The organism is Maritimibacter sp. UBA3975 (genome assembly GCF_002384975.1).
In the GTDB taxonomy this organism is placed as follows: domain Bacteria; phylum Pseudomonadota; class Alphaproteobacteria; order Rhodobacterales; family Rhodobacteraceae; genus Maritimibacter.
Genome location: NZ_DGCP01000017.1, coordinates 310,973 through 333,837, shown reverse-complemented (window position 1 = coordinate 333,837; position 22,865 = coordinate 310,973). Strand labels below are relative to the sequence as shown.

General features: G+C 62.6%; 20 protein-coding genes and 1 tRNA gene. 13 read left to right on the top strand and 8 right to left on the bottom strand.

Going from position 1 to position 22,865, the window contains the following annotated elements; all coding sequences use genetic code 11:
• Positions 1-3: 3 nt before the first annotated feature.
• Both B2585_RS18275 and B2585_RS18270 read right to left on the bottom strand, forming a co-directional pair.
• Positions 4-1,035: a branched-chain amino acid ABC transporter permease gene (locus B2585_RS18275; protein ID WP_292025372.1), complete on the bottom strand. Its 1,032-nt coding sequence runs from the start codon at positions 1,033-1,035 to the stop codon at positions 4-6.
• Between the two features lie 119 nt (positions 1,036-1,154).
• Positions 1,155-2,504, bottom strand: a complete 1,350-nt coding sequence (locus tag B2585_RS18270; RefSeq protein ID WP_292025371.1) for a substrate-binding protein — start codon at positions 2,502-2,504, stop codon at positions 1,155-1,157.
• A 216-nt stretch (positions 2,505-2,720) separates the two neighbouring features.
• On the opposite strand from B2585_RS18270, the gene B2585_RS18265 reads away from it, so the two are divergent.
• The 8 genes from B2585_RS18265 to B2585_RS18230 all read left to right on the top strand — a co-directional run bounded on the left by B2585_RS18265 (position 2,721) and on the right by B2585_RS18230 (position 11,529).
• Positions 2,721-4,028 (top strand): short-chain fatty acyl-CoA regulator family protein, encoded by a 1,308-nt coding sequence (locus tag B2585_RS18265; protein WP_292025370.1) that lies wholly within the window; start codon positions 2,721-2,723, stop codon positions 4,026-4,028.
• A gap of 99 nt (positions 4,029-4,127) precedes the next feature.
• A complete protein-coding gene (locus B2585_RS18260; RefSeq protein WP_292025369.1) occupies positions 4,128-4,499 on the top strand; it encodes a response regulator transcription factor in 372 nt (123 codons plus the stop codon).
• 7 nt (positions 4,500-4,506) lie between these two features.
• Complete coding sequence (locus B2585_RS18255; protein ID WP_292025368.1) at positions 4,507-4,791, top strand: hypothetical protein; 285 nt, start codon at positions 4,507-4,509, stop codon at positions 4,789-4,791.
• 3 nt (positions 4,792-4,794) lie between these two features.
• A complete protein-coding gene (locus B2585_RS18250) occupies positions 4,795-7,455 on the top strand; it encodes an ATP-binding protein (protein ID WP_292025367.1) in 2,661 nt (886 codons plus the stop codon).
• A gap of 67 nt (positions 7,456-7,522) precedes the next feature.
• Complete coding sequence (locus B2585_RS18245; RefSeq protein ID WP_292025366.1) at positions 7,523-8,668, top strand: FliM/FliN family flagellar motor C-terminal domain-containing protein; 1,146 nt, start codon at positions 7,523-7,525, stop codon at positions 8,666-8,668.
• Between the two features lie 98 nt (positions 8,669-8,766).
• The gene (locus B2585_RS18240; RefSeq protein ID WP_292025365.1) at positions 8,767-9,093 is read left to right on the top strand and encodes a TraR/DksA family transcriptional regulator; all 327 of its coding nucleotides are present in this window, start codon (positions 8,767-8,769) and stop codon (positions 9,091-9,093) included.
• 50 nt (positions 9,094-9,143) lie between these two features.
• On the top strand, positions 9,144-9,353 hold the full coding sequence (locus B2585_RS18235; protein ID WP_292025364.1) for a hypothetical protein: 210 nt from the start codon (positions 9,144-9,146) through the stop codon (positions 9,351-9,353).
• Positions 9,354-9,438: 85 nt separating this feature from the next.
• Complete coding sequence (locus B2585_RS18230; RefSeq protein ID WP_292025363.1) at positions 9,439-11,529, top strand: enoyl-CoA hydratase-related protein; 2,091 nt, start codon at positions 9,439-9,441, stop codon at positions 11,527-11,529.
• 5 nt (positions 11,530-11,534) lie between these two features.
• Here B2585_RS18230 and B2585_RS18225 read toward each other — a convergent pair whose 3' ends face one another.
• Positions 11,535-11,750, bottom strand: a complete 216-nt coding sequence (locus B2585_RS18225) for a hypothetical protein (RefSeq protein ID WP_292025362.1) — start codon at positions 11,748-11,750, stop codon at positions 11,535-11,537.
• Between the two features lie 105 nt (positions 11,751-11,855).
• On the opposite strand from B2585_RS18225, the gene B2585_RS18220 reads away from it, so the two are divergent.
• Positions 11,856-12,131: a DUF2312 domain-containing protein gene (locus B2585_RS18220; RefSeq protein ID WP_292025361.1), complete on the top strand. Its 276-nt coding sequence runs from the start codon at positions 11,856-11,858 to the stop codon at positions 12,129-12,131.
• A gap of 55 nt (positions 12,132-12,186) precedes the next feature.
• On the opposite strand, the gene B2585_RS18215 is transcribed toward B2585_RS18220, so the two are convergent.
• On the bottom strand, positions 12,187-13,062 hold the full coding sequence (locus B2585_RS18215; protein ID WP_292025360.1) for a hypothetical protein: 876 nt from the start codon (positions 13,060-13,062) through the stop codon (positions 12,187-12,189).
• 88 nt (positions 13,063-13,150) lie between these two features.
• Between B2585_RS18215 and B2585_RS18210 the strand changes: the two genes are divergently transcribed.
• Together B2585_RS18210 and B2585_RS18205 are read left to right on the top strand one after the other, a co-directional pair.
• Positions 13,151-14,809: an ABC transporter permease gene (locus B2585_RS18210; protein ID WP_292025359.1), complete on the top strand. Its 1,659-nt coding sequence runs from the start codon at positions 13,151-13,153 to the stop codon at positions 14,807-14,809.
• A gap of 115 nt (positions 14,810-14,924) precedes the next feature.
• Positions 14,925-15,875 carry a methyltransferase gene (locus B2585_RS18205; protein WP_292025358.1) on the top strand — a complete coding sequence of 317 codons (951 nt, stop codon included), beginning with the start codon at positions 14,925-14,927 and terminating at the stop codon, positions 15,873-15,875.
• Between the two features lie 144 nt (positions 15,876-16,019).
• Here the strand turns inward: B2585_RS18205 and B2585_RS18200 are convergent, their stop codons facing one another.
• From B2585_RS18200 to B2585_RS18190, 3 genes are all read right to left on the bottom strand, one after another.
• The gene (locus B2585_RS18200; RefSeq protein ID WP_292025357.1) at positions 16,020-17,042 is read right to left on the bottom strand and encodes a quaternary amine ABC transporter ATP-binding protein; all 1,023 of its coding nucleotides are present in this window, start codon (positions 17,040-17,042) and stop codon (positions 16,020-16,022) included.
• Positions 17,035-17,925 (bottom strand): ABC transporter permease, encoded by an 891-nt coding sequence (locus B2585_RS18195; protein WP_292025356.1) that lies wholly within the window; start codon positions 17,923-17,925, stop codon positions 17,035-17,037. Before B2585_RS18195 ends, B2585_RS18200 begins: the two co-directional genes overlap by 8 nt.
• A gap of 83 nt (positions 17,926-18,008) precedes the next feature.
• A complete protein-coding gene (locus B2585_RS18190) occupies positions 18,009-19,019 on the bottom strand; it encodes an ABC transporter substrate-binding protein (protein ID WP_292025355.1) in 1,011 nt (336 codons plus the stop codon).
• A 229-nt stretch (positions 19,020-19,248) separates the two neighbouring features.
• On the opposite strand from B2585_RS18190, the gene B2585_RS18185 reads away from it, so the two are divergent.
• Positions 19,249-19,324: transfer RNA gene (locus B2585_RS18185), tRNA-Thr, on the top strand.
• Between the two features lie 174 nt (positions 19,325-19,498).
• Here the strand turns inward: B2585_RS18185 and B2585_RS18180 are convergent.
• Entirely contained in the window at positions 19,499-20,758 is a 1,260-nt protein-coding gene (locus tag B2585_RS18180) for a M24 family metallopeptidase (protein ID WP_292025354.1), read from the bottom strand.
• 377 nt (positions 20,759-21,135) lie between these two features.
• Between B2585_RS18180 and B2585_RS18175 the strand changes: the two genes are divergently transcribed.
• On the top strand, positions 21,136-22,746 hold the full coding sequence (locus tag B2585_RS18175) for an ABC transporter substrate-binding protein (RefSeq protein ID WP_292025353.1): 1,611 nt from the start codon (positions 21,136-21,138) through the stop codon (positions 22,744-22,746).
• Positions 22,747-22,865 lie beyond the last annotated feature (119 nt).

Sequence of the window (22,865 nt, the reverse complement as noted above, 5' to 3'; positions counted from 1 at the left end):
GGCTTAGTCCTCCATCACGCCGGCACGGCCTAGCAGGCCCCGCGGACGGGTGAGCAGAATGAGGATGGCGACGAGGTAGATGATGACCTGGTCGATCCCCGGGATGAGGGATTTGATTTCGTTCATGGATGCGAAGCTTTGCAGGATGCCCAGCAGGAAGCCTGCGGCCACAGCGCCCGGGAGTGATCCCATGCCGCCGACCACGACCACCACGAATGACAGCACGAGGAAGTCCATGCCCATGTGATAGTTCGGCGCGAGGATTGGCGTGTACATCACCCCTGCCATGCCGGCCACCGCGGCTGCGAGGCCGAACATGAGCGTGAAGCGCCGGTCGATGTTGATGCCGAGAAGCCCGACCGTCTCGCGGTCCGCCATGCCGGCGCGCACGACCATCCCGAAGGTGGTGAACTGCAGGAAGGCGAAGACACCGCCGAGCACGAGGGCCGCGAAGCCGAAGTAGACGAGGCGCCAGTAAGGATAGATGATGACGTTCGGGTCGAAGCCGAGCAGGACGCCGAAGTCCATCGAGCCCGCGAACGCGTCGGGCGCGCCAGTCTGGATCGGGTTGGCACCGAAGAAGTACTTAACCAGCTCCTGCAGAACGATGGCGAGGCCGAAGGTGACAAGGATCTGGTCCGCATGCGGACGCTTGTAGAAATGCTTGATGAGGCCCCGTTCCATGACGAAGCCGACGATCAGCATGACCGGGATGGCCGCGATGATGGCGAGAGGCACGGACCAATCCATTAGCCAGTGGCCGACCTCGGGACCAAACCAGCTTTCGATATATGGGATCTGGACGACGAGCGGATTCCCGAGGAAGTCGGTCTTGGTCGGGTCCACCTGATCATAGGACAGGCTGAAGACGCGTTGGAGCGTCACCGCGACGAAAGCGCCGATCATGAACAGCGCCCCATGGGCGAAGTTCACGACGCCGAGTGTGCCGAAAATGAGCGTGAGCCCGAGCGCGATCAGCGCATAGGCCGAGCCCTTGTCGAGCCCGTTCAGAATTTGAAGAATAATGGCGTCCATTGTCCCCACCGAAGCTGCATGTGTGGTGTGTGTAACGAACGCGGCGCGGGTCTTTCGCCCACTGCCTGCGTCGCGGGTGTAGGGCGGGGATGACCCCGCCCTACGTCAGTCGAAGGAGCTTACGCGCCGTCGTTGCACTCGCCGAGCGAGGCTTCGTCGCCACCGAACATCGGGTGGTTCGGCTCGTAGGTGACCTGGCTGACCGGCGTCTGCTCGACGATTTCGAGCGTATCGTACTCGGTCGTCGGGTTGTCGGCGCCTTTCATGACCAGCACGTCCTTGAAGCACTGGTGGTCTTCGGCGCGGTACAGGACCGGGCCGTTGCCCATGCCGTCGAACTCGAAGCCTTCGAGGGCTTCGGCCACGGCGCAGGGATTGAACGAGCCCGCACGGGTCACGGCGTCTGCATAGAGCAGGGTCTGCACATAGCAGGTGTGCGCCGAGTTGGACGGCGGACGGCCGTACTTTTCGCCGAACGACTTGACGAACGCCTGGGTGCCCGGGTCGGTGAGCTGCCAGTTCCAGTTCATGGAGCCATACACGCCCTTGATGTTCTCGCCAGCACCGGCGGCCATCAGTTCGGAGTAAAGCGGAACCACGATCTCGAAGTTCTTGCCGTTGGCCTGCGCGTCACGCAGACCGAACTGAACGGCCTGTGTCAGCGAGTTGATCATGTCGCCGCCGTAGTGGTTCAGGATCAGCACGTCTGCGCCGGAGTTCAGAACCGGCGTGATGTAGGACGAGAAGTCGCCCGCGCCAACCGGCGTCATCACGTTGTTGACCGTTTCCCAGCCGAGCGCCTCGGTGGCGGACTGGATCGACTCCTGCTGGGTCCAGCCCCAGGTGTAGTCGGCGGTCAGGTGGTAGGCGCGACGGTCGGTGCCGTAAGCGTTCTTCAGCACCGGAGCGAGCGCTGCGCCCGACATGTAGGCGTTGAAGAAGTGACGGAAACCGTTGGCCTTGCGGTCCTTGCCGGTCGTGTCGTTGGAGTGCGTGAGGCCCGCCATGAAGATGATGCCGGCTTCCTGGCACAGGCCCTGAACGGCCACGGCCACGCCCGAGGACGAGCCGCCGTTGATCATCACGACGCCGTCTTTTTCGATCATCGATTTGGCCGAGGCACGGGCCGCGTCCGATTTGGTCTGGGTGTCGCCGGTGACGAAGGCGGCTTTCTTGCCCATGATGCCGTCACCGCCGAGCGCCTTCGACGAGAAGGTGTTCAGCATGCCGCCGTCACCCATGCCGTTGATGTGCTCGATGGCGAGTTCCTGCGCGCGCAGCTCGTCGAGACCTTCGTCGGCGTAGGGGCCCGTCTGCGGCACATTGAAGCCGAAGGTGACGGTGTCGCCGGTCGGCTCGTTGGTGAACGCCATTGCGCCGGAGGTAAAGATCGTCGGCATCGCGAGACCGGCGCCGGTCACGGCCCCCGTCTTGAGAAGCCCACGACGGGTGAAGTTCGATTTGGACATAAATATCCTCCCGTTTGGAAATGACGGCATGGCCTCCCCGCGCATGCCGTGTGCCTTTACAGGCTGAAAACATTAATGAGGCGTGAGAGAAAATTTCGCAACAAATGCCTCAGATGTAACAATTTTTTTGTAAACAAATGAACTGTCGTCGTGCTATGTTTGTAAACAAATTTTCGCGCAGGTGCAGAAAGCGCCGGAAAACCAAGGAAAATTTCCATGCCAGAGTCCCGCTTGACCGGCAGCCGTATCCGCGAACGACGTCTTGCGCTGGGCCAGCGACAGGCCGATCTCGCCCGCGCCGTGGGTGTTTCGCCGGCTTACCTCAATCTCATCGAACACAACCGCCGCAGAATCGGAGGCAAGTTGCTTCTGGATCTGGCGCTCGAATTGGATACGGATGCCGCGCTGCTTTCCGAAGGGGCCGGTCAGGCGCTTGTCACGGGCCTTCGCGACGCGGCCGACCGGTCGTCGGACGCCACGCCCGAGGTCGAGCGGGTAGAGGATTTCGCGGGTCGTTTTCCCGGCTGGGCGGAGCTGGTGGTTGCGCAAGCGCGGCGCATCGAGGATCTCGAGCGGGTGGTCGAGACGCTGTCGGACCGCCTTACGCATGACCCGCATCTGGCCGCCTCCCTGCACGAGGTCATCTCGACCGTGACTGCCATCCGCTCTACCGCCGCGATCCTTGCCGAAACGGATGACATCGATCCGGACTGGCAAAACCGGTTCCTGCGCAACATGCGTGAGGAAAGCCAGCGGCTCTCATCCTCAGCGGAGGGGTTGGTGACGTATCTCGAGGCGGGGTCGGATCGGCGGGAGATGCAGGTCTCGGCAGCTGACGACGTCGCCGCGCTTGTCGAGGAGGCGGGTTACCATTTCGCGCCTTTGGAGTCGCCTGCGGTAGGTGAAGGCGAAATCGCCATGATGCTGGAGCGCGCTGGCACCCTGCGTGATCGGGGCGCCCGGGACCTCGCGCGGCGGATGCTGGTGCGCTACCTGGCCGATGCCCGCGCCATGCCACTCCACGCCTTCCGAACGTCCCTGACCAATACGGGTCACGACCCAGCGCGGGTGGCGGATGGGTTCGCGGTCGGGCTCGATGCGGTCCTCAGGCGTATGGCGAGCTTGCCGGCTGAGGATGCGGTTCCACCGCGTGGGCTTGTGGTCTGCGATGGCTCGGGAACCGTGACACTGCGTAAGCCGCTCGAAGGTTTCCCCTTGCCGCGCTTCGGGGCTGCCTGCCCGCTCTGGCCGCTTTACCAGGCGCTCGCGCGGCCGGCGCAGCCGATCGAACAGGTGGTCGAGATGCCCGGCACGGACCCGCGTCTGTTCCTCTGTCGCGCCGTTTCGGTGCCGCGGTCCGCCTCATCTTTCGACGCGCCGCCTGTTCACGAGGCGACGATGGTGATCGAACCGGTCGACGAAACCGATCGTCCCGTCGTTCCCGTCGGGGCCTCCTGCCGCATCTGCCCGCGCGAGACCTGTGCGGCGCGGCGCGAGCCCTCCATCCTGGGGATGCGTGTCTGAGGTCGGCACCCGCCCGCGAACTCTTTTGACTCTGCGCAACCCAGCGGCGATAAACGAAAAACGGGTCTCGAGGGAGGAAGAGATCCAGCGGGGGAGACAATGGGCAAACAGGTTCTGCTGATCGAGGACGAACCGAACATTATCGAAGCGATCTCGTTCATTCTCAGCAGGGATGGGTGGTCCGTCGCAACCCATGCAAATGGTGAAACCGCGATGGACGCCGTGCATCGCCACGCGCCCGACGCGCTCGTGCTGGACGTGATGTTACCCGGCCGCTCGGGTTACGACATTCTTCAGGACCTGCGCGCGAATCCGGCCACGGCGGACATTCCCGTGCTGATGCTCACGGCCCGCGGACAGAAGAAGGACCGCGAAGTGGCCGACCGGCTCGGCGCCACGCGGTTCATGACCAAGCCGTTTTCGAACGCCGAGGTGCTGACGGTCCTGCGCGAGATCACCGGCGGAGGCTGAGACGCGAATGACCCGCCGTCCCACCACCTTCCTCGCCCGTGACACCTATCGTCGCCGCAGGCTCATCGACGGGCTGCGGGTGTTGCCCTTCCTCGGCGCGCTTTTGTTTCTCGTCCCGCTCCTCGGTGCGGAAACCACCGGGCGCGCGACGGCCTATGCCGGAATGTACCTGTTCGCTGCCTGGTTCCTGCTCATCGTCGGTGCCGCGCTGATGATCCGGGCTCTGGCTCGTGCCCCGGGCGGCGTCGGTGCCGATCCGCTTGAGCCCGGCTCGCGCGGGGACGAGGTCTGAGGCATGGTCGGGTTCAACCTGCTGATCTTCGTCAGCCTCGCCTATGTGGGGTTCCTGTTCCTCGTGGCCTTCTGGGGCGACCGGCAGGCGCGCACGGGCCACGGCGGCTGGCTGCGCGCGCCGATTATCTACACGCTCAGCCTGTCGATCTATTGCACCGCGTGGACCTTTTACGGGGCTGTCGGTTACGCTGCACGATCGGGTCTTGAGTTCGTCACGATCTACCTCGGTCCGACGCTCGTCATGGTTGGCTGGTGGTGGGTCCTTCGCAAGCTGGTGCGGATCGGGCGGGCGCAACGCATCACCTCAATCGCCGACCTGATTTCGTCGCGCTATGGCAAATCGAACCTGCTGGGCGTGCTCGTCACCCTGCTCGCGGTGATTGGCACGACGCCCTATATCGCGCTTCAGCTTCAGTCCGTCGTCCTGTCGTTCTCGGTCTTCGCCCAACAGGGCGGTGAAGGGCTGGCGGACCCCGAGGCGACCGCGTTCTGGGTTGCCGTGGGCCTTGCGGCCTTTACCGTGCTTTTCGGCACCCGAAACCTGGACGCGAATGAGCGCCACCATGGGGTCGTTACGGCCATCGCGGTAGAGGCGGTCGTCAAGTTGGTCGCGCTCCTTGCTGTAGGTATCTTCGTCGTCTGGGGCGTAAGTGGCGGGCCGGCGGACATTGTCCGCACGATCGAGGCGTCGCCTATCGACCGTTGGGATCTTCAGGGACCGCGCTGGGCAACGATGATTTTCCTATCCGCGGCGGCCTTTCTCACTTTGCCGCGCATGTTCCAGGTCCTCGTGGTGGAGAACGTGGACGAAAAGCAACTCGCCACCGCGAGTTGGGCCTTTCCGTTCTACATGTTTCTCATGAGCCTTTTCGTGGTCCCGATCGCGGTTGTCGGGCTCGAGATTCTTCCTGATGGCAACCCGGACCTGTTCGTCCTCACCGTGCCTCTGCATTTCGAGCAAGGCGGGCTCGCGATGCTTACCTTCCTCGGTGGCTTTTCCTCGGCCACCTCCATGGTGATCGTGGCGGCCATCGCGCTCTCGACAATGGTGTCCAACCACATCGTGATGCCCATCTGGCTTTCGGCCCGCTCAGGCGGGGCCGCGATGTCGGGCGATGTGCGGCAGGTCGTTCTCCTGTCGCGGCGCATGTCCATTGCCGGGGTACTGGGTCTCGGCTGGCTCTACTATCACCTTTCCGGCGGGTCCGAGGCGCTGGCAAGTATCGGCCTGATTTCCTTTGCGGGTGTGGCGCAGGTGCTGCCCTCGATGATCGGCGGACTGTTCTGGCGCGGTGCGACCCGGGTGGGAGCCGCGCTGGGCCTTACCGTGGGATTTGCCGTCTGGGCCTACGCACTGTTCCTGCCGTCCTTCGGAGATGCCGGCATGATGACGGCGCGTGTGCTGGCAGAGGGGCCTTGGGGCATCGGTTGGTTGCGCCCGCAAGCGTTCTTCGGTGTCGAGGGGATGGACCCGGTGGTCCACGCGATATTCTGGTCGATGGTGCTGAACACGGGGTGTTTCGTCCTGGGCTCGCTTCTTTCCTTCCCGCGTCCCATCGAACGCCTTCAGGGCGCGCAATTCGTCAACGTGTTCGAACATTCCCGCACTGCCCAAGGCTGGACGCGCGGCAATGCAGAGAGCGAGGACCTACTGGTGATGGCCCAGCGGATCATGGGGGCAAGCCAGGCGCAGGCGCTGTTTCAGGAGGAAAGCGCGCGGCAAGGCAAGGATGGTTACCTGCCGGATACGACACCGGATTTCTTGCGTATCCTGGAGCGGGAGCTGTCAGGCTCGGTGGGCGCGGCCACAGCCCATGCTATGGTCGGCCAGATCGTCGGCGGGGCGGCGGTGTCCGTGGATGACCTCATGGCCGTTGCGGATGAGACGCAGCAGATCCTTGAGTATTCCTCGCAGCTTGAGGCCAAGTCCGAGGAATTGGCCCGCACTGCCCGCCAGTTGCAGGAAGCGAATGAAAAGCTCACCTCGCTGTCCATTCAAAAGGATGCGTTCCTCAGCCAGATCAGCCACGAGCTGCGCACGCCAATGACGTCTATCCGCGCGTTCTCGGAAATCCTCAAGGAAGGCGAGATGGCCGTCGAGGATACGCGCAAGTATTCCGGGATCATTCAGGACGAGGCGATCCGGCTTACACGACTGCTCGACGACCTGCTCGACCTGTCGGTGCTGGAGGCCGGGCAAGTCACGCTCAATGTCCAGAGCGGTAATTTGACGGACGTTCTCGACCGTGCCGTGTCCGCGGCTAGTACGGTACGCGACGGTCGCCCGCTTTCAATCAAGCGCACGCCCTCGCGCGAGGACGTCGCGCTTCGCACCGATACGGACAGGCTCGCGCAGGTGTTCATCAACCTGATTGCCAATGCGAGCAAGTACTGTGATTCCGCCAAACCGCGCCTCGCGATCTCGGTGGTGGAGCAGGGCGGACGCCGTCATGTGGACTTCGTTGACAACGGCACCGGCATCCCTCCGGAAAGTCAGGTGGTGATTTTCGAGAAATTCTCGCGCCTCTCAGATCAGCAAAAGGCGGGAGGCGCCGGGCTCGGCCTCGCGATCTGCCGCGAGATCATGTCCAAGCTCGGAGGCGGGATCACATACTTGCCGGGGCAGGGCGGCGCTGCCTTTCGCGTGACATTGCCGCTTTAGCCGCAACGCTTTGTAAACCTTGTTCTGCGAGGGTCGGTCTCGGACAATTATGCCTGTGGCCAAGGACATGAGCACTGACGAACGCCCCAGCGCGATGCAGCGCAAGGCGGGGGCCGGACGCCCGCCGCCCGAGATTGGCACGCCAACGGCGGCCAAGCTCCTGCGTGCCGCCGCCATGCAGGCAGGGGAGGACGTGGTGGCGTTGTCTATCGTCGCAGGGCAGGCGGAGGAGACGCGCACCACACTCGCTCCGCTGGTCGAGGCGTTGGACGAGACCACGCTTCTGGCCCTGGTCGAGGGTCCGGAGGGGCGCTATGGGCTGGTCCTGCTTGATCCGGACACGATGGGGGCCTTGATCGAGATGCAGACCACAGGACGCGTGGTGCCACGAGCCGCCACACCGCGCGCACCTACTCGAACCGATGCGGTGATGTGCGCAGACTTCATCGACAGGGTTCTGGAGCTTCTCGAACAGCGCGCCGCAGATGCCGACCTCGCGTTGACACCGGCGCTCTCGGGCTATCGCTACGCCCTTGCGCTATCTGAGCCGCGCGCGATCCCCCTGACCCTCGAAGATATACCCTATCGTCGGTTCCGCCTGTCACTCGACCTGGGCCGTGGCGCGAAACAGGGGGTCTTCGATCTGATCCTACCGCACGAGGCCGCGCCGGTGGCGGGCCGATCAGGCGCCGGGGACACGGCAGGTTTTACGGAAGCGTTGGGCGCGGTCGTGGCCGAAAGCGCCGTATGCCTCACGGGCACGCTGCACCGGGTAGAACTGACTCTGTCAGAGGTGGCCGACTTCGCGGTCGGGAGTGCCATTCCCATCCCCCGCGAGGCACTTGGGTGTGTGGCGATCGAGGATATCGACGGCCGGACAGTCGGCCACGGACGTCTCGGCATGGCGAATGGCAACCGCGCGATCCGTATAGGTGCGGCGCAAAAGGCCGATGGAGCGGAGGCTTCATCTCACACTATCGAACCCAGTGCGTCGGCTACGCTTCTCGAGCCGGATCAGCTATCTGACTTGAACGCCTCGCCCGACGCGTTCCCTGAACCGGCGCTTGCAGATACCTACGGGGACGGAGACTTCGCTGATCTGAGTGGAACGGCCGAACCAGGTGACCTGACCGGCCTTGATGAGCTTGGCGCCCTGGACGATCTCATTGCTGCCGACGACCTTCCGGACCTGGCCGATCTGTCCGACCTTTAAGCTGCCAAAAGGCGGGGCCGGGATTCCCTGTCTTGACCTCAATCAAGGCAAACACCACGTTTTCTGTTCAGGATGCGCCTGTAAAACAGGAATCTGCCATGGCCAAGACTGCAAAATACCGCCCAATTCTCGAAGCACGACTCGCCGAACTCGACACGCGGCTGCACGAAATCGATGATGAGCTCGACAGCCACCAGTCGATAGACTGGGAAGAGCTGGCGACTGAACGCGAGGAAGACGAAGTGCTGGAAGGCATGGGTGCTTCGGGACAGGCCGAGATCGCGCAGATCAAGGCCGCACTCGACCGTATGGACGAGGGCGAATATGGCTATTGCGTCCAGTGTGGAACGGAGATCGCCGACGCGCGGCTCGATGTCGTTCCACAAACCCCTTTCTGCGCGGAATGCGCGGCCAAAACGGGGTAGGAGCCCAAGCCGCCGCGGGCACGCGGCGGCACATGTGACGGGAGGAAAGTATGAAAAGCGAACTCGTGAAGACGGCTGACGCGTTGATGGATGACATTTCAGCCGACCCGGTCAACTGGCGCATGTGGGAGGACCGGCTTCGGCAGGTCATCGCGGGCCACGCAGACAACAACATGGACCTCCCCGCACAACTTCGCGTCTACGCCGACTGGCTGCGCCAGGACGATCTTGAGGATCAGTTCGAGAACATGCCCGTCTGACGTCCGCGTCGGAATGAATAATTGCATTGGGTGCGTCCGCGCCGTATTTTGTTTCAACATTTTGAATAATAAGCGGTAGCGCCGCATGAACGCGGGACCAGCAGGGTCAAAATCGGACAAGGTAGGCTGGGAGTTGCGCGATGGCGTGGCGATCCTGACGGTTAACAATCCGCCGGTGAATGCGCTCGTGCAGCCGGTGCGCGCAGCACTTTTCGAAGGTATCGTCCGCGCCGCTGATGACCCCAAAGTCAACGCTGTAGTGATCAGGGCCGAGGGCCGCACGTTCCCGGCTGGCGCTGACGTGCGAGAATTTTCCCTTCAATCTGGCCAGCCCACGCTTTCAGAGCTCTGCGACAAGGTCGAAACGTCGCCCAAGCCGGTCATTGCGGCAATTCACGGAACGGCGTTGGGCGGTGGTTTTGAACTCGCGCTCGCTTGCCATTACCGGATGGCGCTGCCTGATGCGCGGTTTGGCTTTCCGGAAGTGACGCTGGGTCTTGTGCCCAATGCCGGAGGAACGCAGCGTCTTCCTCGGTTGGTGGGGGCGCGCATCGCGCTCGACATGTTGATATCCGGCAAGCCAATTGACGCCCGGCGGGCAGAGAGCGCGGGGCTTGTCGACAAGGTCGTGCAAAAGAACCTCGAGCGCGCCGCGTTCGGCTCCGCCCGGAACATGGGCGAGAATGGTACGCCGACGCGCCCGACAAGGGACCGACGAGAGGGGCTGCGCGACGCGACGCAGTATCTGGATGTTATTCAGGCGCGTCGCCGTATGCTGGAGGACCACGTCAGTGCCGCCGCCCGCCTCGTGGAACTCGTCGAGGCGGCGTTGCTCGTTCCGTTCGGGGCAGGCTTGGACATGGAGCATGTGGCCTACGAAGACCTCGTGAACTCCGAGACCGCACGCGGACTACGCCACGCCTTTATCGCCGAACGCCGCGCGGGCCGGTTTCCCTCGCTTGCCGGGGTCGCCGCGCAGACGGTTGCGGCCATAGGCGTTGTGGGAGCGGGCCCTCTGGCGCGTGATGTAGCCATGTCAGGCCTTGCTGCGGGTGTACCGGTCACTATCGCACTTGAGGACGACACCGCGATTTCCCGTGTGAGGGCCCGGATCGAACGCGCCTATGCCGATGCGGTGGAGGCGGGGCGGATTGCAGGCAAGGATCGCGATTCCTATTTGTCCCGCCTTGTCGTCTCGGACGACTACCGGTCGTTGTCGGATGCAGACGTCGTGATAGACGCGCTGCCGGAAGATAGTGTGCGAAAGGCGCATGTACTCGGTCGGGTTGGAGAAGTCGCCATGCGTCACGCGGTGCTGGCAAGTTCCACCGCCGAATGCGACGTTGAGGCGCTGGCTCAGGCCTCCGCCCGCCCGGACCGTTTCGCGGCGATGCACTTTGCGGGCACCGGCGCGCGCAGCCGGCTCGTCGAGGTGGCCCCGGCGCGGGCGACAGAGCCACAGGCGACGATGACGCTCCTGCGCCTTGCGCGGGCAATGGGCAAGGGGCCGGTGCTGACCTCTGCGCGTCCGGGGCTGGTCTTCAACCGCCTCCGTTTGGCCTATTACACCGCAGCCGCGCTGCTCCTCGAACGTGGCGCAATGCCGGGTGACGTGGACGCGGCAATGCGCGAGTACGGTATGCCCCAGGGGCCGTTTCAGGCGCAGGATATTGCGGGGGTCGATACGGTCTGGGGGCTTGGCGCCGAGGACTGTGCTTCGGCCATTCCGCTCAGGATGATTGAGAATGCGTGGTACGGTCAGCGATCCGGGCAGGGCTTTTACCTCTACGAAGAAGGGGACCGGCGCGCGCGTGTCGCACCGGAGGGCCTTCAGATGATCCGGGCGCTCCGCGCCGAGAAAGGCATCGAGGCGCGCGAGATCGGGGCGAAAGAGATCGTTGCGCGCTGTCTCTATGCCATGGCGAACGAAGGGGCACGCCTTGTTGCGGCGCGGGTCGTGGCCCGGCCCTCCGACGTTGATGCCGCAATGCTGCTTGGGGCAGGTTTCCCCCGTGCGCGCGGTGGGCCGATGCTTGCCGCAGATCTTGTCGGCGCGCTTGCGGTGCGCAAGATGCTCACCGAATGGTCGCGCGAGAACAGCTTCTGGGCCCCAGTGCCGCTCTGGGACGATCTTGTGAAATACGGGAAAATCTTCGAAGCGATGAACGCCGACTGAACGCCTCAGGCGAGGATGACGCCCACCACGACCATGATCAGACCGAAGGCCGAGAGCATCAGAGCGCCGAAGTTCAGAACCATTGCGCGACGCACCGTTTCGCGCAGGTCTTCGTCGGCCAGTCCGGCCCGTTTCGCCCGCAGAACGCGCAGGGCGCTGACGACGAGGCCAACGAGCCCGATGACCGAGATGACGGCGCCTATGACGATCAGAAGTTCCATGCCGGGCCTCTAGCGCGCGCGGGGATCTGCTGCAAGGGAGAAGGGGACTTGATGGGCCTCGCGCGAGCGACTAGCAAGAGGCTCCAGCCAAGCGATGAGGACATGATGGACGACGTGATTGACGACAGCCAGGGCAGCCCCAGCAGCTACCGCGTGACGGCGGACGAGCTGCGCCAGTTCATCGAGCGGTTCGAGCGCCTGGAGATGGAGAAAAAAGACATCGCGGACCAGCAGAAAGAGGTCATGGCCGAGGCCAAGGCACGCGGCTACGACACGAAAGTGATGCGTAAGGTCATCGCTCTGCGAAAGCGTGAGCCGGATGATATCGCGGAGGAAGAGGCCGTCCTCGACATGTACAAGTCCGCGCTCGGCATGTCCTGAGACTTGCTTCGATCCGCGACCGGGGCCGTCCGTCGGGGCGGCCTTTTTCGTTGGGTCAGGCGGTGATCATCGTGACGCCCGGAATGCGGGACAGTTCCAGCATGTCGTCGTCGTAGGAGGACGACAGTTCTTCGACAAGTTCGTTCGTCCAGCCGGGCAGGGTGATCTCCTCCTCGACCGCGTCGTCGATGGCGTATTTATCGAGAAAAGCCGAGAGGACCCGGCGGCGCTGAATTTCGCTCGTCGGCTGGTTCTCGGCCATGTAAGCGCGAAGTCGTTTCACCCCTTCGCGCTTCATGATCTGGGCCAGAATGTCGAGCCCGCCCTTGAACAGGATCCGCATGTCGATGGCCGTGATCTCATGCATGACCTCGGGCCAAATGAGGGGCGTGTCCTCGTTGCACCAGATCGTGACGGGGCAGTCCGGGTTCTCTTCACGGATGTCGCGGATCACGTCGGACCAGACCATGCCCTGCGGATTGAGCTTGCTCATGATCTCGTCGCGATTGAGATCAGCATACTTCTTGAGAAAGGCAGGGACGAACGTCGCAGGATTGCGGACGGAAAGGAAAAACTCCACGTCGTGATCGGGAAAGAGATTGTGCAGGACGCGGGTCTTTTCAGGCGCTGCCGGGTAAAGCATACCGTCTTCCAGCACGCGGCGCGGACCCGAGATGAAATTGTCGAAAGAAAAGACAAGCCGGTCCGGGTCGGTGCCGTCGAGAATCTGCTCGAGCACCATGTCCTGCGTCTCCAACGAAGCGGGCTTGCCAGCAAGCTTGACCGAGACGTCGGTCAGCAGTTGGCGGTAGCGCGAAGGTCCGGGAACCGCGACGCCCTGCTCAGTAAAAACCTGGGTATTCTTGACGAGGGATTTGACGAGTTGGTCCTCGTCGGTGCAATGGGCGCCGATATGAAATGCGATCTGCATATGAGGCGGGCCGTCCTTTCGATCCTGGGGCAACTTATAACGGGAAATCTGGACAGTTAAACCGGAAATGGGATAAGCGGGGCGAGGTATGGTTGAGCAAAATGGTCAAGTTATGGCGGCGCCAAGGCGACTGCGACGTCCGGGCCCCTGGTCCACGGGGGCGCTCCTGATCGGGCTGCTCGTGGTGGGGCCGATCCTGGCCGTCGTGTGGATGGCGCTGAACCCTGTCGAGAACGTCTGGCCGCACCTGATTTCGACCACGCTCCCGCGGTACTTCAAGAACACCGTGATCCTCGCCTTGTCCGTCGCTTTCCTTTCTGCGGCGGTCGGCACGGGCGCCGCGTGGCTCATTTCCATGTACAGGTTTCCGGGCCGACGGTGGCTGGAATGGCTGTTGCTGTTTCCGCTGGCCATTCCGGCCTATGTCGGGGCCTATGCGCTCGTGGATTTTCTGGAGTATTCCGGCCCGGTCCAGACCGGTTTGCGCGGGCTGTTCGGCTGGGAGAGCGCGCGCGACTACTGGTTCCCCGAAATCCGTTCGCGCTGGGCCGCCATCGTCGTCCTGACTGCGGCGCTGTCACCGTATGTGTATCTCCTGACCCGCACGGGGTTTCGCGAGCAGTCGGGCGGTGTCTACGAGGTGGCGCGCGCGCTCGGCACCGGTCCTTTCGGACGGTTCTGGAAGGTGGGCCTGCCGCTCGTGCGGCCCGCCATCGCTGCGGGGTCGGCCATCGTGATGATGGAGACCGTCTCGGACTTCGGAACAGTCGACTTCTTCGCGGTCCAGACACTTACCACAGGCATCTTCACGACGTGGCTGGAGATGGGCAACGCGGGCGGTGCGGCACAGATCGCGCTCGTCATTCTGGGCCTCGTACTGATCCTTGTCGCGGTCGAGAAAGTCAGCCGCTCTAAGAGCCGGTTTTACCGTCTCGAGCGGCAACAGCGACCCGTGGAGCCGATGCAACTTTCCGGCTGGCGCGCGTGGCTGGCCACGACGATGTGCACGATCCCCTTCGCGGTTGGCTTCGTTCTGCCGGTCAGTGTGCTCATGTGGCACGCGGTGAACAATGCCGAGGGCTGGCTTGCGCCGGGGCTGCTGCGTGCGCTTGGGCATACCGTGACAGTGGGGGGGAGCGCGGCCGTCGTGACCGTCGTGCTGGCGCTCTTCCTTGTCTACGGCGTCAGACTGACGGGCTCGCGGCTGCCACGCACAGTCCTGCCAGTTTCCACCATTGGTTATGCCGCTCCCGGCGCCGTGCTCGCGGTCGGCATCCTGATCCCCCTCGCTGCCCTCGACAATACACTGGCAGATACGGTGCTGGCGCTGACCGGGTTCGACCCCGGTTTGCTTTTGACCGGGACCGCGGTTGCCATGGTCTATGCGTATTGCGTGCGCTTCTTCGCGATTGCACAGAACGCGGCGGATGCGGCGATGGGGCGCGTATCTCCGTCGCTGCCCATGGCGGCCCGTTCATTGGGCCGGAGCGCGGGCGGGGCACTTCGCGAGGTTTATGTGCCGCTTATCCGGGGGTCGGTGGGCACCGCGCTGCTTCTCGTCTTCGTGGATTGCGTGAAGGAACTGCCCGCCACGCTGCTGTTGCGTCCGTTCAACTACAACACGCTCGCGACTCGCGTTTACGAGAAAGCCTCGCTCGAACAGATCGGGGAGGCGGCCCCGGCTGCAATTCTCGTGATCCTCGTGGGGCTGGTGGCTGTTGCCTTGATGGCCCGCGCGAACCGTTAGGCGATTGACAGGGCCCACGAGCAGGCCTACCTGCGCTTCGATGCGCCGATGAGCGCAGCGTGTCGCCCGCCGCGTAGCCAACCGGCAAATGAGCGGGCCCTTTGGATGTGACATCATGACGGGAATGTTGTTTCCCTCGGGCGATCCCACCGCGGACCGGCGGGCGGGCTATGCGGAGACGATGGCGCATCTCGGCGACATGGACGCCGCGATACAGGTGTTGGGAATTGCGCTGGACCTGTCGCCGGACTGGGCCGCAGGGTGGTTCCGCCTCGGGGAGTTCCACGACCTTGTGGGCGAAACAGACGTTGCCGTGGAGATGTGGCGACGGGCCGAGGCCTTGGACCCGTCCGACCCTTTCGGCGCGGGACTGAGGTGCGATCTCACCCGCGCGGTGCCGGTGTCCGAGACGATGCCGCCGGCCTTCGTGGAGCTGCTCTTCGACCAGTATGCTTCGCGCTTCGAATCTTCGCTGGTCGGCAAGCTGGAATATTGCGGGCCGGAAGAGATCATGTTGGCGCTTGATGCCGCCGGATTTCATAACGCGGCCCGTGCGCTCGACCTTGGCTGCGGCACGGGCCTCTTGGGCGAGCGTCTGCGCCCATTCTGCCGCTGGCTGGAGGGATATGATTTGTCGGCAGGGATGCTTGGGGAGGCGGAGGCGAAAGGCCTCTACGATCGGCTCGGGAAGCGTGACATCGGTGCGCTAGAAATCGTGGGCGCTCCTTTCGACCTGATCGTCGCGGCCGACGTTTTCGCCTATCTTGGCGCCTTGGAACGGGTCGTGGCGTGGTGTGCCGGGATGCTCGTACCGGGCGGGAGGTTCGCTTTCACGGTGGAGCAAGGCACTGAAGGTGTGACTCTGCGCGAGAGCCAACGGTTTGCTCACGGGCGTGATTACATAGAGGACATCCTGCAAGAGGCAGGCTTTGGCGCGATCCGGATCGCCGATTGCGTGGTCCGCATGGATCGAGGGGCCCCCGTTGCGTCGCTCTGCGTCGTGGCTGACTTGTCAAGCACGACCCGGGATGCCGGCGAAGAGGAGCGGGCCGTCCTCCTGGCTTGAGCGGTTCCGGAATGAACGGGCTCGTGCCCGCTTAGGTGTTGCGCCGCCCCGGCTGCGCCGGGACGCCGCGGCGGGGGAGGCGATGCCTCTCCGTTGCCTCGTAGGTGAACCCTCTCACCGCGTCATCTGAAAGCGGAGATGCGGTCAGGCGTGCAGGGCGTGGATCAGTGTATTGAGGTCCACGGTGCCGATCATCTTGCCGGACTCGTCCGTCACGCCGACGATGCGATTGGGCGCGTCGTTGATAACCGGGAAGGCCTCGGACAACACCATCTCGCCATCCACGACCGTCCCGTCGAACCCTTCCGGGGCCGGGGAGGCGAGACCATAAAGACGGATCACCTTGGCGCGGTTGATGTCTTTGGTGAAGTCCGCGATGTAATCATCCGCCGGCTTCAGCACGATCTCTTGCGCATCGCCCTCCTGAATGAGGGCGCCGTCGCGAAGGATCGCGATATTTTCGCCCAGTCTCAGCGCTTCGTCGAGGTCGTGGGTGATGAAGATGATCGTCTTGTGCAATTCATCCTGAAGTTCGAGCAGGATCGACTGCATGTCGTATCGGATCAGAGGGTCGAGCGCCGAGAAGGCCTCATCCATCAGCAGGATCTCGGCATCAGGGGCGAGCGCGCGAGCCAGGCCGACACGCTGTTGCATCCCGCCCGAAAGCTGGCCGGGGTAGTGCCGTTCGTAGCCGGTCAGTCCGACGCGGTCGATCCAGTGCTGCGCGCGTTTCTTGGCCTCGCTTTCGTCGACGCCTTGGATGGTCAGGCCATACTGGACATTCTCCTCGACGAGACGGTGGGGGAGGAGACCGAACTTCTGAAACACCATCGACATTTTGAAGCGCCGGATGTCGCGAAGCTGTTCTTCGGACATCTTCATCACGTCCTCGCCGTCCACGAGGATTTCCCCTGCGGTCGGTTCAATCAGCCGGTTCACATGGCGGATCAGGGTGGATTTGCCCGAGCCCGACAAGCCCATGATGACCTGAATGCGCTTTTCCGGGATGTCGAGGGAGACGTCCTGAATGCCAAGCACATGATTGTGCTTGTCCAGAAGCTCTGGCTTACCCATGCCATCCTTGACCAGCGGCAGGACTTTCTGGGGCTTGTTGCCGAAGATCTTGTAGAGGTTCTTGATCTGAACCTTGATGTTTTCTTCAGTCATTACCGTGTCCCGTGCGATAGGCCTGAAGCCGTTTTCCGTAGGTCTGCGAGACCCGGTCGAAGATGATCGCCAGTGCCACGATAGCCAGGCCGTTCATCACGCCGAGCGCGAGGTACTGGTTTGAGATCGCACGCAGCACTGGGACACCAAGGCCCTGAACGCCGATCATCGAAGCGATAACGACCATCGAAAGGGCCATCATGATGGTCTGATTCACGCCCGCAAAGATGTTGGGCAGCGCCAGAGGGACTTGCACGCCGAACAGTTTCTGACGCGGAGAGGCGCCGAATGCATCGGCCGCCTCCATCACGTCGCTGTCGACGAGGCGGATGCCAAGGTTCGTCAGGCGCACGATCGGCGGGATCGCATAGATGCACACGGCGATCAGGCCAGGCACCTTGCCGATACCCAGGAGCATGACGACGGGGATGAGGTAGACGAATGACGGGATCGTCTGCATTACGTCGAGGATCGGGGTGATGATCGACTGCATCCGGTCCGAACGCGACATCAGGATACCGATCGGGATGCCGATGGCGATACAGAGGATCGTGGCGACCGAGATGATCGCGAGGGTGGACATCGTATCCTCCCACATCCCGAAAAAGCCGATGAGGACGAAGGCAAAGACCGAACCGATCGTGATCTTCCAGTCCCGTGCGCCCAGCCATGCCAGCCCGCCGATGACCAGCAGGATGATTGGCCACGGCGTGGCCTGAAGCAGGTCCTCGAACCAGACGAGGAACTGCAGGAGAGGGTTGAAGAATGCCTCCAGCGCTTCCCCGGTGGCGCGCGTGAATTCACGGAAGTTGCCGTCGATCCAGCGGCGCATGGCTGAAAGGTCGGCCCGTCCCAATGACGGGAATTCAGTCAGAAATTCCATCCCTGTGTCCCTTGGCGGTTGTTATCGTTGGATTGAAAAAGGGCCCGCGTCCGACGCGGGCCCTCTGTACCGTCAGGCGGCGATCAAAGTGCGTCCTTGACCTTGGTTGCCACGTCTTCGGACACCCAGGACGTCCAGATGTCCTCATGCGAGATGAGGAATTCGAACGCGGCATCTTCGCCGGTCGCCTGGTTCTCGTTCATGAATACGAGCATCTGGTTCATGATGTCGCCGGGGAAGACCCGCGATTCAAAGTAATCCGCCGCGACGCCGCCCTTCTCCATGAAGTCGTCGGTCACGACCGTCTCGACCTCGGACACGGTCCAGGCGGTCGGCTGCGGATCCTGGCAGTCCTGTTCGGCCAGCGCGATGCAGCCGTCCCAGTTCTCACGTCCTGCGAACTCGACTTCGAACGGCAGCATGACCATGTCGTACTTGCCGATCATCGAGGTGGGCGACCAGTAGTAGCCGAACCAGTTCTCGCCACGGTCGGCGGCTTTCGCCATCGAACCGTCCAGGCCGGCAGCCGAGCCGGGATCGACAAGAACCCAGCCTTTTTCTTCCATGTCGAAAGCGCGGAAGAGGTTGGCGTTCACGAGTTGGCAGCCCCAGCCGGCCGGACAGCCGATGAAGGCGCCTTTGGATTTGTCTTCGGCATAGGGGAACAGGTCCGGACGCTCGAGCAGCTTCTCGACTGTATCGAGTTCCGGGTATTCCTCGGCAAATGCAGGGGTCACCCACCAGCCTTCTCCCAGACCCGTGATCGGGCCGTCGTTGAGGGCCACGAGCGAGCCTTCTTCCTTGGCTGCGGTGAGCGGGTCCCGCACCGCATTGATCCAGAGTTCCGGCGCCACGTCCGGCTCTGCCTTCTCGCTCATCGAGGCGAAGGTCGTTGTCGTCGCGCCCGGGATGAGCGAAACGTCACAGCCATAACCTTCCTCGAGGATGATGGCATCGACATTGGCCATCAGTTCGGCCGAAGCCCAGTCCATTTCGGCGATCGAAACGTCGCCGCATTCCTGCGCCATCGCCGCTCCAGCGAAGCTTACGGAAAGGCCAAGCGCGCCGAGCACGCTGAGTGTCTTGGTTTTCATGATTGTCTCCCTGTGTGGTCGTCAGTTCAGGTTTTTTCATCTGTCCCGAATGCGACACCAACTCATGCACATGTCGCAAACAGAGCATAGGCTCCGGAGGTTGTAAACACTCCGGCGCCGCGCAGCGCGAAGATTTGACGGGCCACTGGGCAAAAAAACCAAAGGAAATCGACTGACAGGCGCGCATGGGCTTGATCGAAGCCGCTGCCCGGTCTAAATCGCGCCGAGTGCCCCTATAGCTCAGCTGGTAGAGCAACTGATTTGTAATCAGTAGGTCCGCGGTTCGAGTCCGTGTGGGGGCACCACAACTTTCTGTTTTCATTGTTCAATTATCCTGACGCAACGGTCAGAAGTGCGATGAGAATAACGCTGGGCCCTTCCAGATTCATTCTGGAGCGGTGAAAGACGCGGGGGTGCTTGGCCTTGCGACCAGGGATTTGCCGGAAGTAAGGCGAACGATCGGCCCGCGCATTCAATTCTTAGTGCAGTAACGCCTCTTCGAACGGAAAGCGCGAGAGGGTTTCGACGCCGGTTTCGGTGATAAGCACTTGCTCTTCGAGCTTTACGCCTTCGCCCCCGTCTGCGGCACCAATGAAGCTTTCGACGCAAAGCGTCATGCCGGGAAGGATCTCGCCATCGTATCCGGCATCCGGGAAGTCCCCGTGATGGTAGAGATAGGGGTACTCCCCGGTCATACCGCAGCCGTGAGCCGACAAGTAATAGCGGTGCGCATAGTACTTCTCCGGGATGTCCCATGCTGCGTCCGCATAGTCTCGGAAGGACAAACCGGGACGCAGGATCGAAATGTTGTGCTGAACCTGTTCATAAGCCGTGTTGTAGAGTTCGCGTTGTGCGGCGGTCGGGGCGTTGGGGCCTGCGTGGAAGGTGCGCGAGAAGTCCGAGTAGTAGCCGTGACAACCGACCACATCGGTATCGAGGGCGATCAGGTCGTTTTCGCCAATCACATTCGGTCCGGTTTCCTGAAACCATGGGTTCGTGCGCGGACCGGCATTCAGGAGCCGGGTTTCGATGTAGTCGCCATTCTGCGCGATGATGGCGCGATGCAGGACCGACCAGAGTTCGGCTTCCGTCAAACCCGGTCGGATCGCGACGCGAAGCTCGGCGACGCCCCGCTCTGTCGCACGCAGTGAGCTGCGCACGCATTTAAGCTCTTCCTCCGATTTGATGGCGCGCGCCATTTCGATGGGATGCTGGGCGTCGACGACCCGGAGTCCGGCGTTAGACAACGCGATCGCAACACCGGCGTTCAGCCGCTCGAGTCCTATGGTCGCTCCTGGGCCGCCCAGAACCTCGGCGAGCGTGTCGGCCATTTCGTTGGCCCAGTCGGCTTCGCGTTTCGCGATGTCGGGGCCGGCGGCAACGAAGCTGGCAGTGGCTGCCGGGCGCACTTCATCCACCGTCTCATAGCCTTCACCGAGGTGCTGTGCGCCGGTGAACTCGAAGAGGATTGAGCGGTGCGCGGTCAGCAGGAGATATCGCGAGGGCGTGTTGCGGGAGGTGAAAACCTGCATATTCCGCGTGCCGGTCGCATAGCGGATGTTGACTGGATCGGACAGGATCAGCGCATCGATGCCCAGAAGCTCCATCTGCGTCCGCACACGGTCGCGGCGGTAGAGCCGCACCGCCGAGAGGTCGATGCCTTCGCTTTCCGGAGTCCGGTCGAGAAGTGAGAGATCGTGGAGATCACCGCGTTCGGCGTGCCAATCCAGTGTCGTCATGGTCGTCTCCAAGCGGCTGTTTCGCGTCGGGTCAGTAGCGTTCTGCATCAAGCCGTGAGAAAATGCGACCTTTGAAGTATGCGACCGGCGAAGGCCTTTCCTGCCAGGTCGGAGTCGGCTGTAGCCGTGCCTGAACGGACTGCCGGGCATGCCATTTTCCGGACGCGATACTTTGCAGGCAGCAAACCGAGTCGGCGCAATACCGGCCTGCAGCGCACAACTCGTGATTAAGAAACCATTGAAACTGGGTAGATGCGAGCGAGATTTCATGTTCTCTTGGAACACGTCGTTAATTTTTGGCCTCCTTCCTCGTCAGTCTGCGAGAGGCGGTTTCAAATAGCGCATCACGTTGGTGTGCGAACAGACAGGGAGAGACTATGACCAAGAAAGACAAAGATCTTATCAACCGGATCGCCGCGGGGGCCAAGGAAGGCCGCATCTCGCGCCGCGACTTCATGAGCTATTCGGCTGCCGCCGGCCTGACGGTTGCTGGCGCCACCAGCCTCTGGGGCACGTCCGCCAGGGCCGCTCCAACCCGTGGCGGCACGTTCCGCTGGGGCATCCACGATGGTAACACCGGCGACACTCACGATCCGGGCAGTTATGTCACCCGGACGATGATTTTCCTTGCCCACACCCATCGTTCCTACCTGACGATGATCAACGGCGACGGCTCGCTTGGCCCGGATCTGGCCGACAGCTGGGAAGCCAACGACGAAGCCTCCGAGTGGACCTTCTCGCTCAACCCGAACGCTACTTTCGGCATGTCGGGCAACAAGGTGACGGCCAACGACGTGATCGCATCGCTCAACCATCACCGGGGTGACGACACGACATCGGCAGCCAAAGCGCTCCTGACCGACGTGGTCGAGATCACGGCTGATGGCGACAATACCGTGGTGGTCACGCTGTTGGGCGGCAACGCGGACTTCCCGTGGCTGATGACCGATTACCACCTCGCAATCTGCCCGGCCAACGACGACGGCACGATCGACTGGCAGTCCGGCGACGGCTCCGGTCCGTATGTAATCGAGTCCGGCGAGTTCGGCGTTCAGTTCAGCCTCGTGCGCAACGAAAACTGGCACGGCGAGGGCGCATGGTTCGACAAGGTCGATATCATCACGCTCAATGACCCGAACGCGCGTCAGACCGCTCTGGTCACCGGAGACGTGGACTCGGTCAGCCAGATCGACCTCAAGACGATGGCGCTCATGCAGCGCGATCCGAACCTGCAGCTCTTCAACGTCCCGTCCGCGGGTGCGATCACGCTGCCGATGCTTTGCGACACGGCGCCGTTCGACAATGTCGACGTGCGTAACGCGCTCAAGCTGTCGATGAACCGCGACGAGATCATCGAGAAGATCATGTTCGGCGCCGCGACCAAGGCCAATGATTTCCACCATTCGCCAGCTCAGCCGTATTGGCCCGAGGATATCCCGCAGCGCGATTATGACCCGGATCAAGCAAAATCGCTGCTCAAGAAGGCCGGGATGGAAAACCTCGAGGTCAACATATCTACCGCCGACAGTGTCACCGCCGGGGCGGTCGATATGGCCGTGCTCTATGCTGAACATGCCAAGGCGGCGGGCATCACCATCAACGTCACGCGTGAACCGAACGATGGTTATTACTCGGACGTGTGGCTGAAGAAGCCTTGGTGCCTCGTCTCGTGGGGCGCGCGTCCGACGCCTGACGTGATGTATACCTTGGCCTACAAGAGCGACGCGGCCTGGAACGAGAGCCGGTGGCAGAACGAGCGTTTCAACGAACTCCTGCTGCAAGCGAAGGCCGAACTGGACGACAGCCTCCGTGCCGAGATGTATCGCGAAATGGCGATGCTGGCGCGCGACGATGGTGGCACCGTCATCCCGTTCTTCAACAACTTCGTATACGCGGCGCGCTCCAACGTGGGCACGCCGGACAGCCTCGCTGCGAGTTGGGAGGGCGATGGCGCCCGCGCGGCGAGCCGCTGGTGGTTTACCGAGTAATCGGAAGAAAAAGGGTCCGGCACCTCCGAAGGTGCCGGACCCACTTTTTTTGGCGCGTGGTTCTGTCCCGCCGGTCTCGTTTTTCCGAAGACCGACATCCCAGGCCGCACGAAAACAAA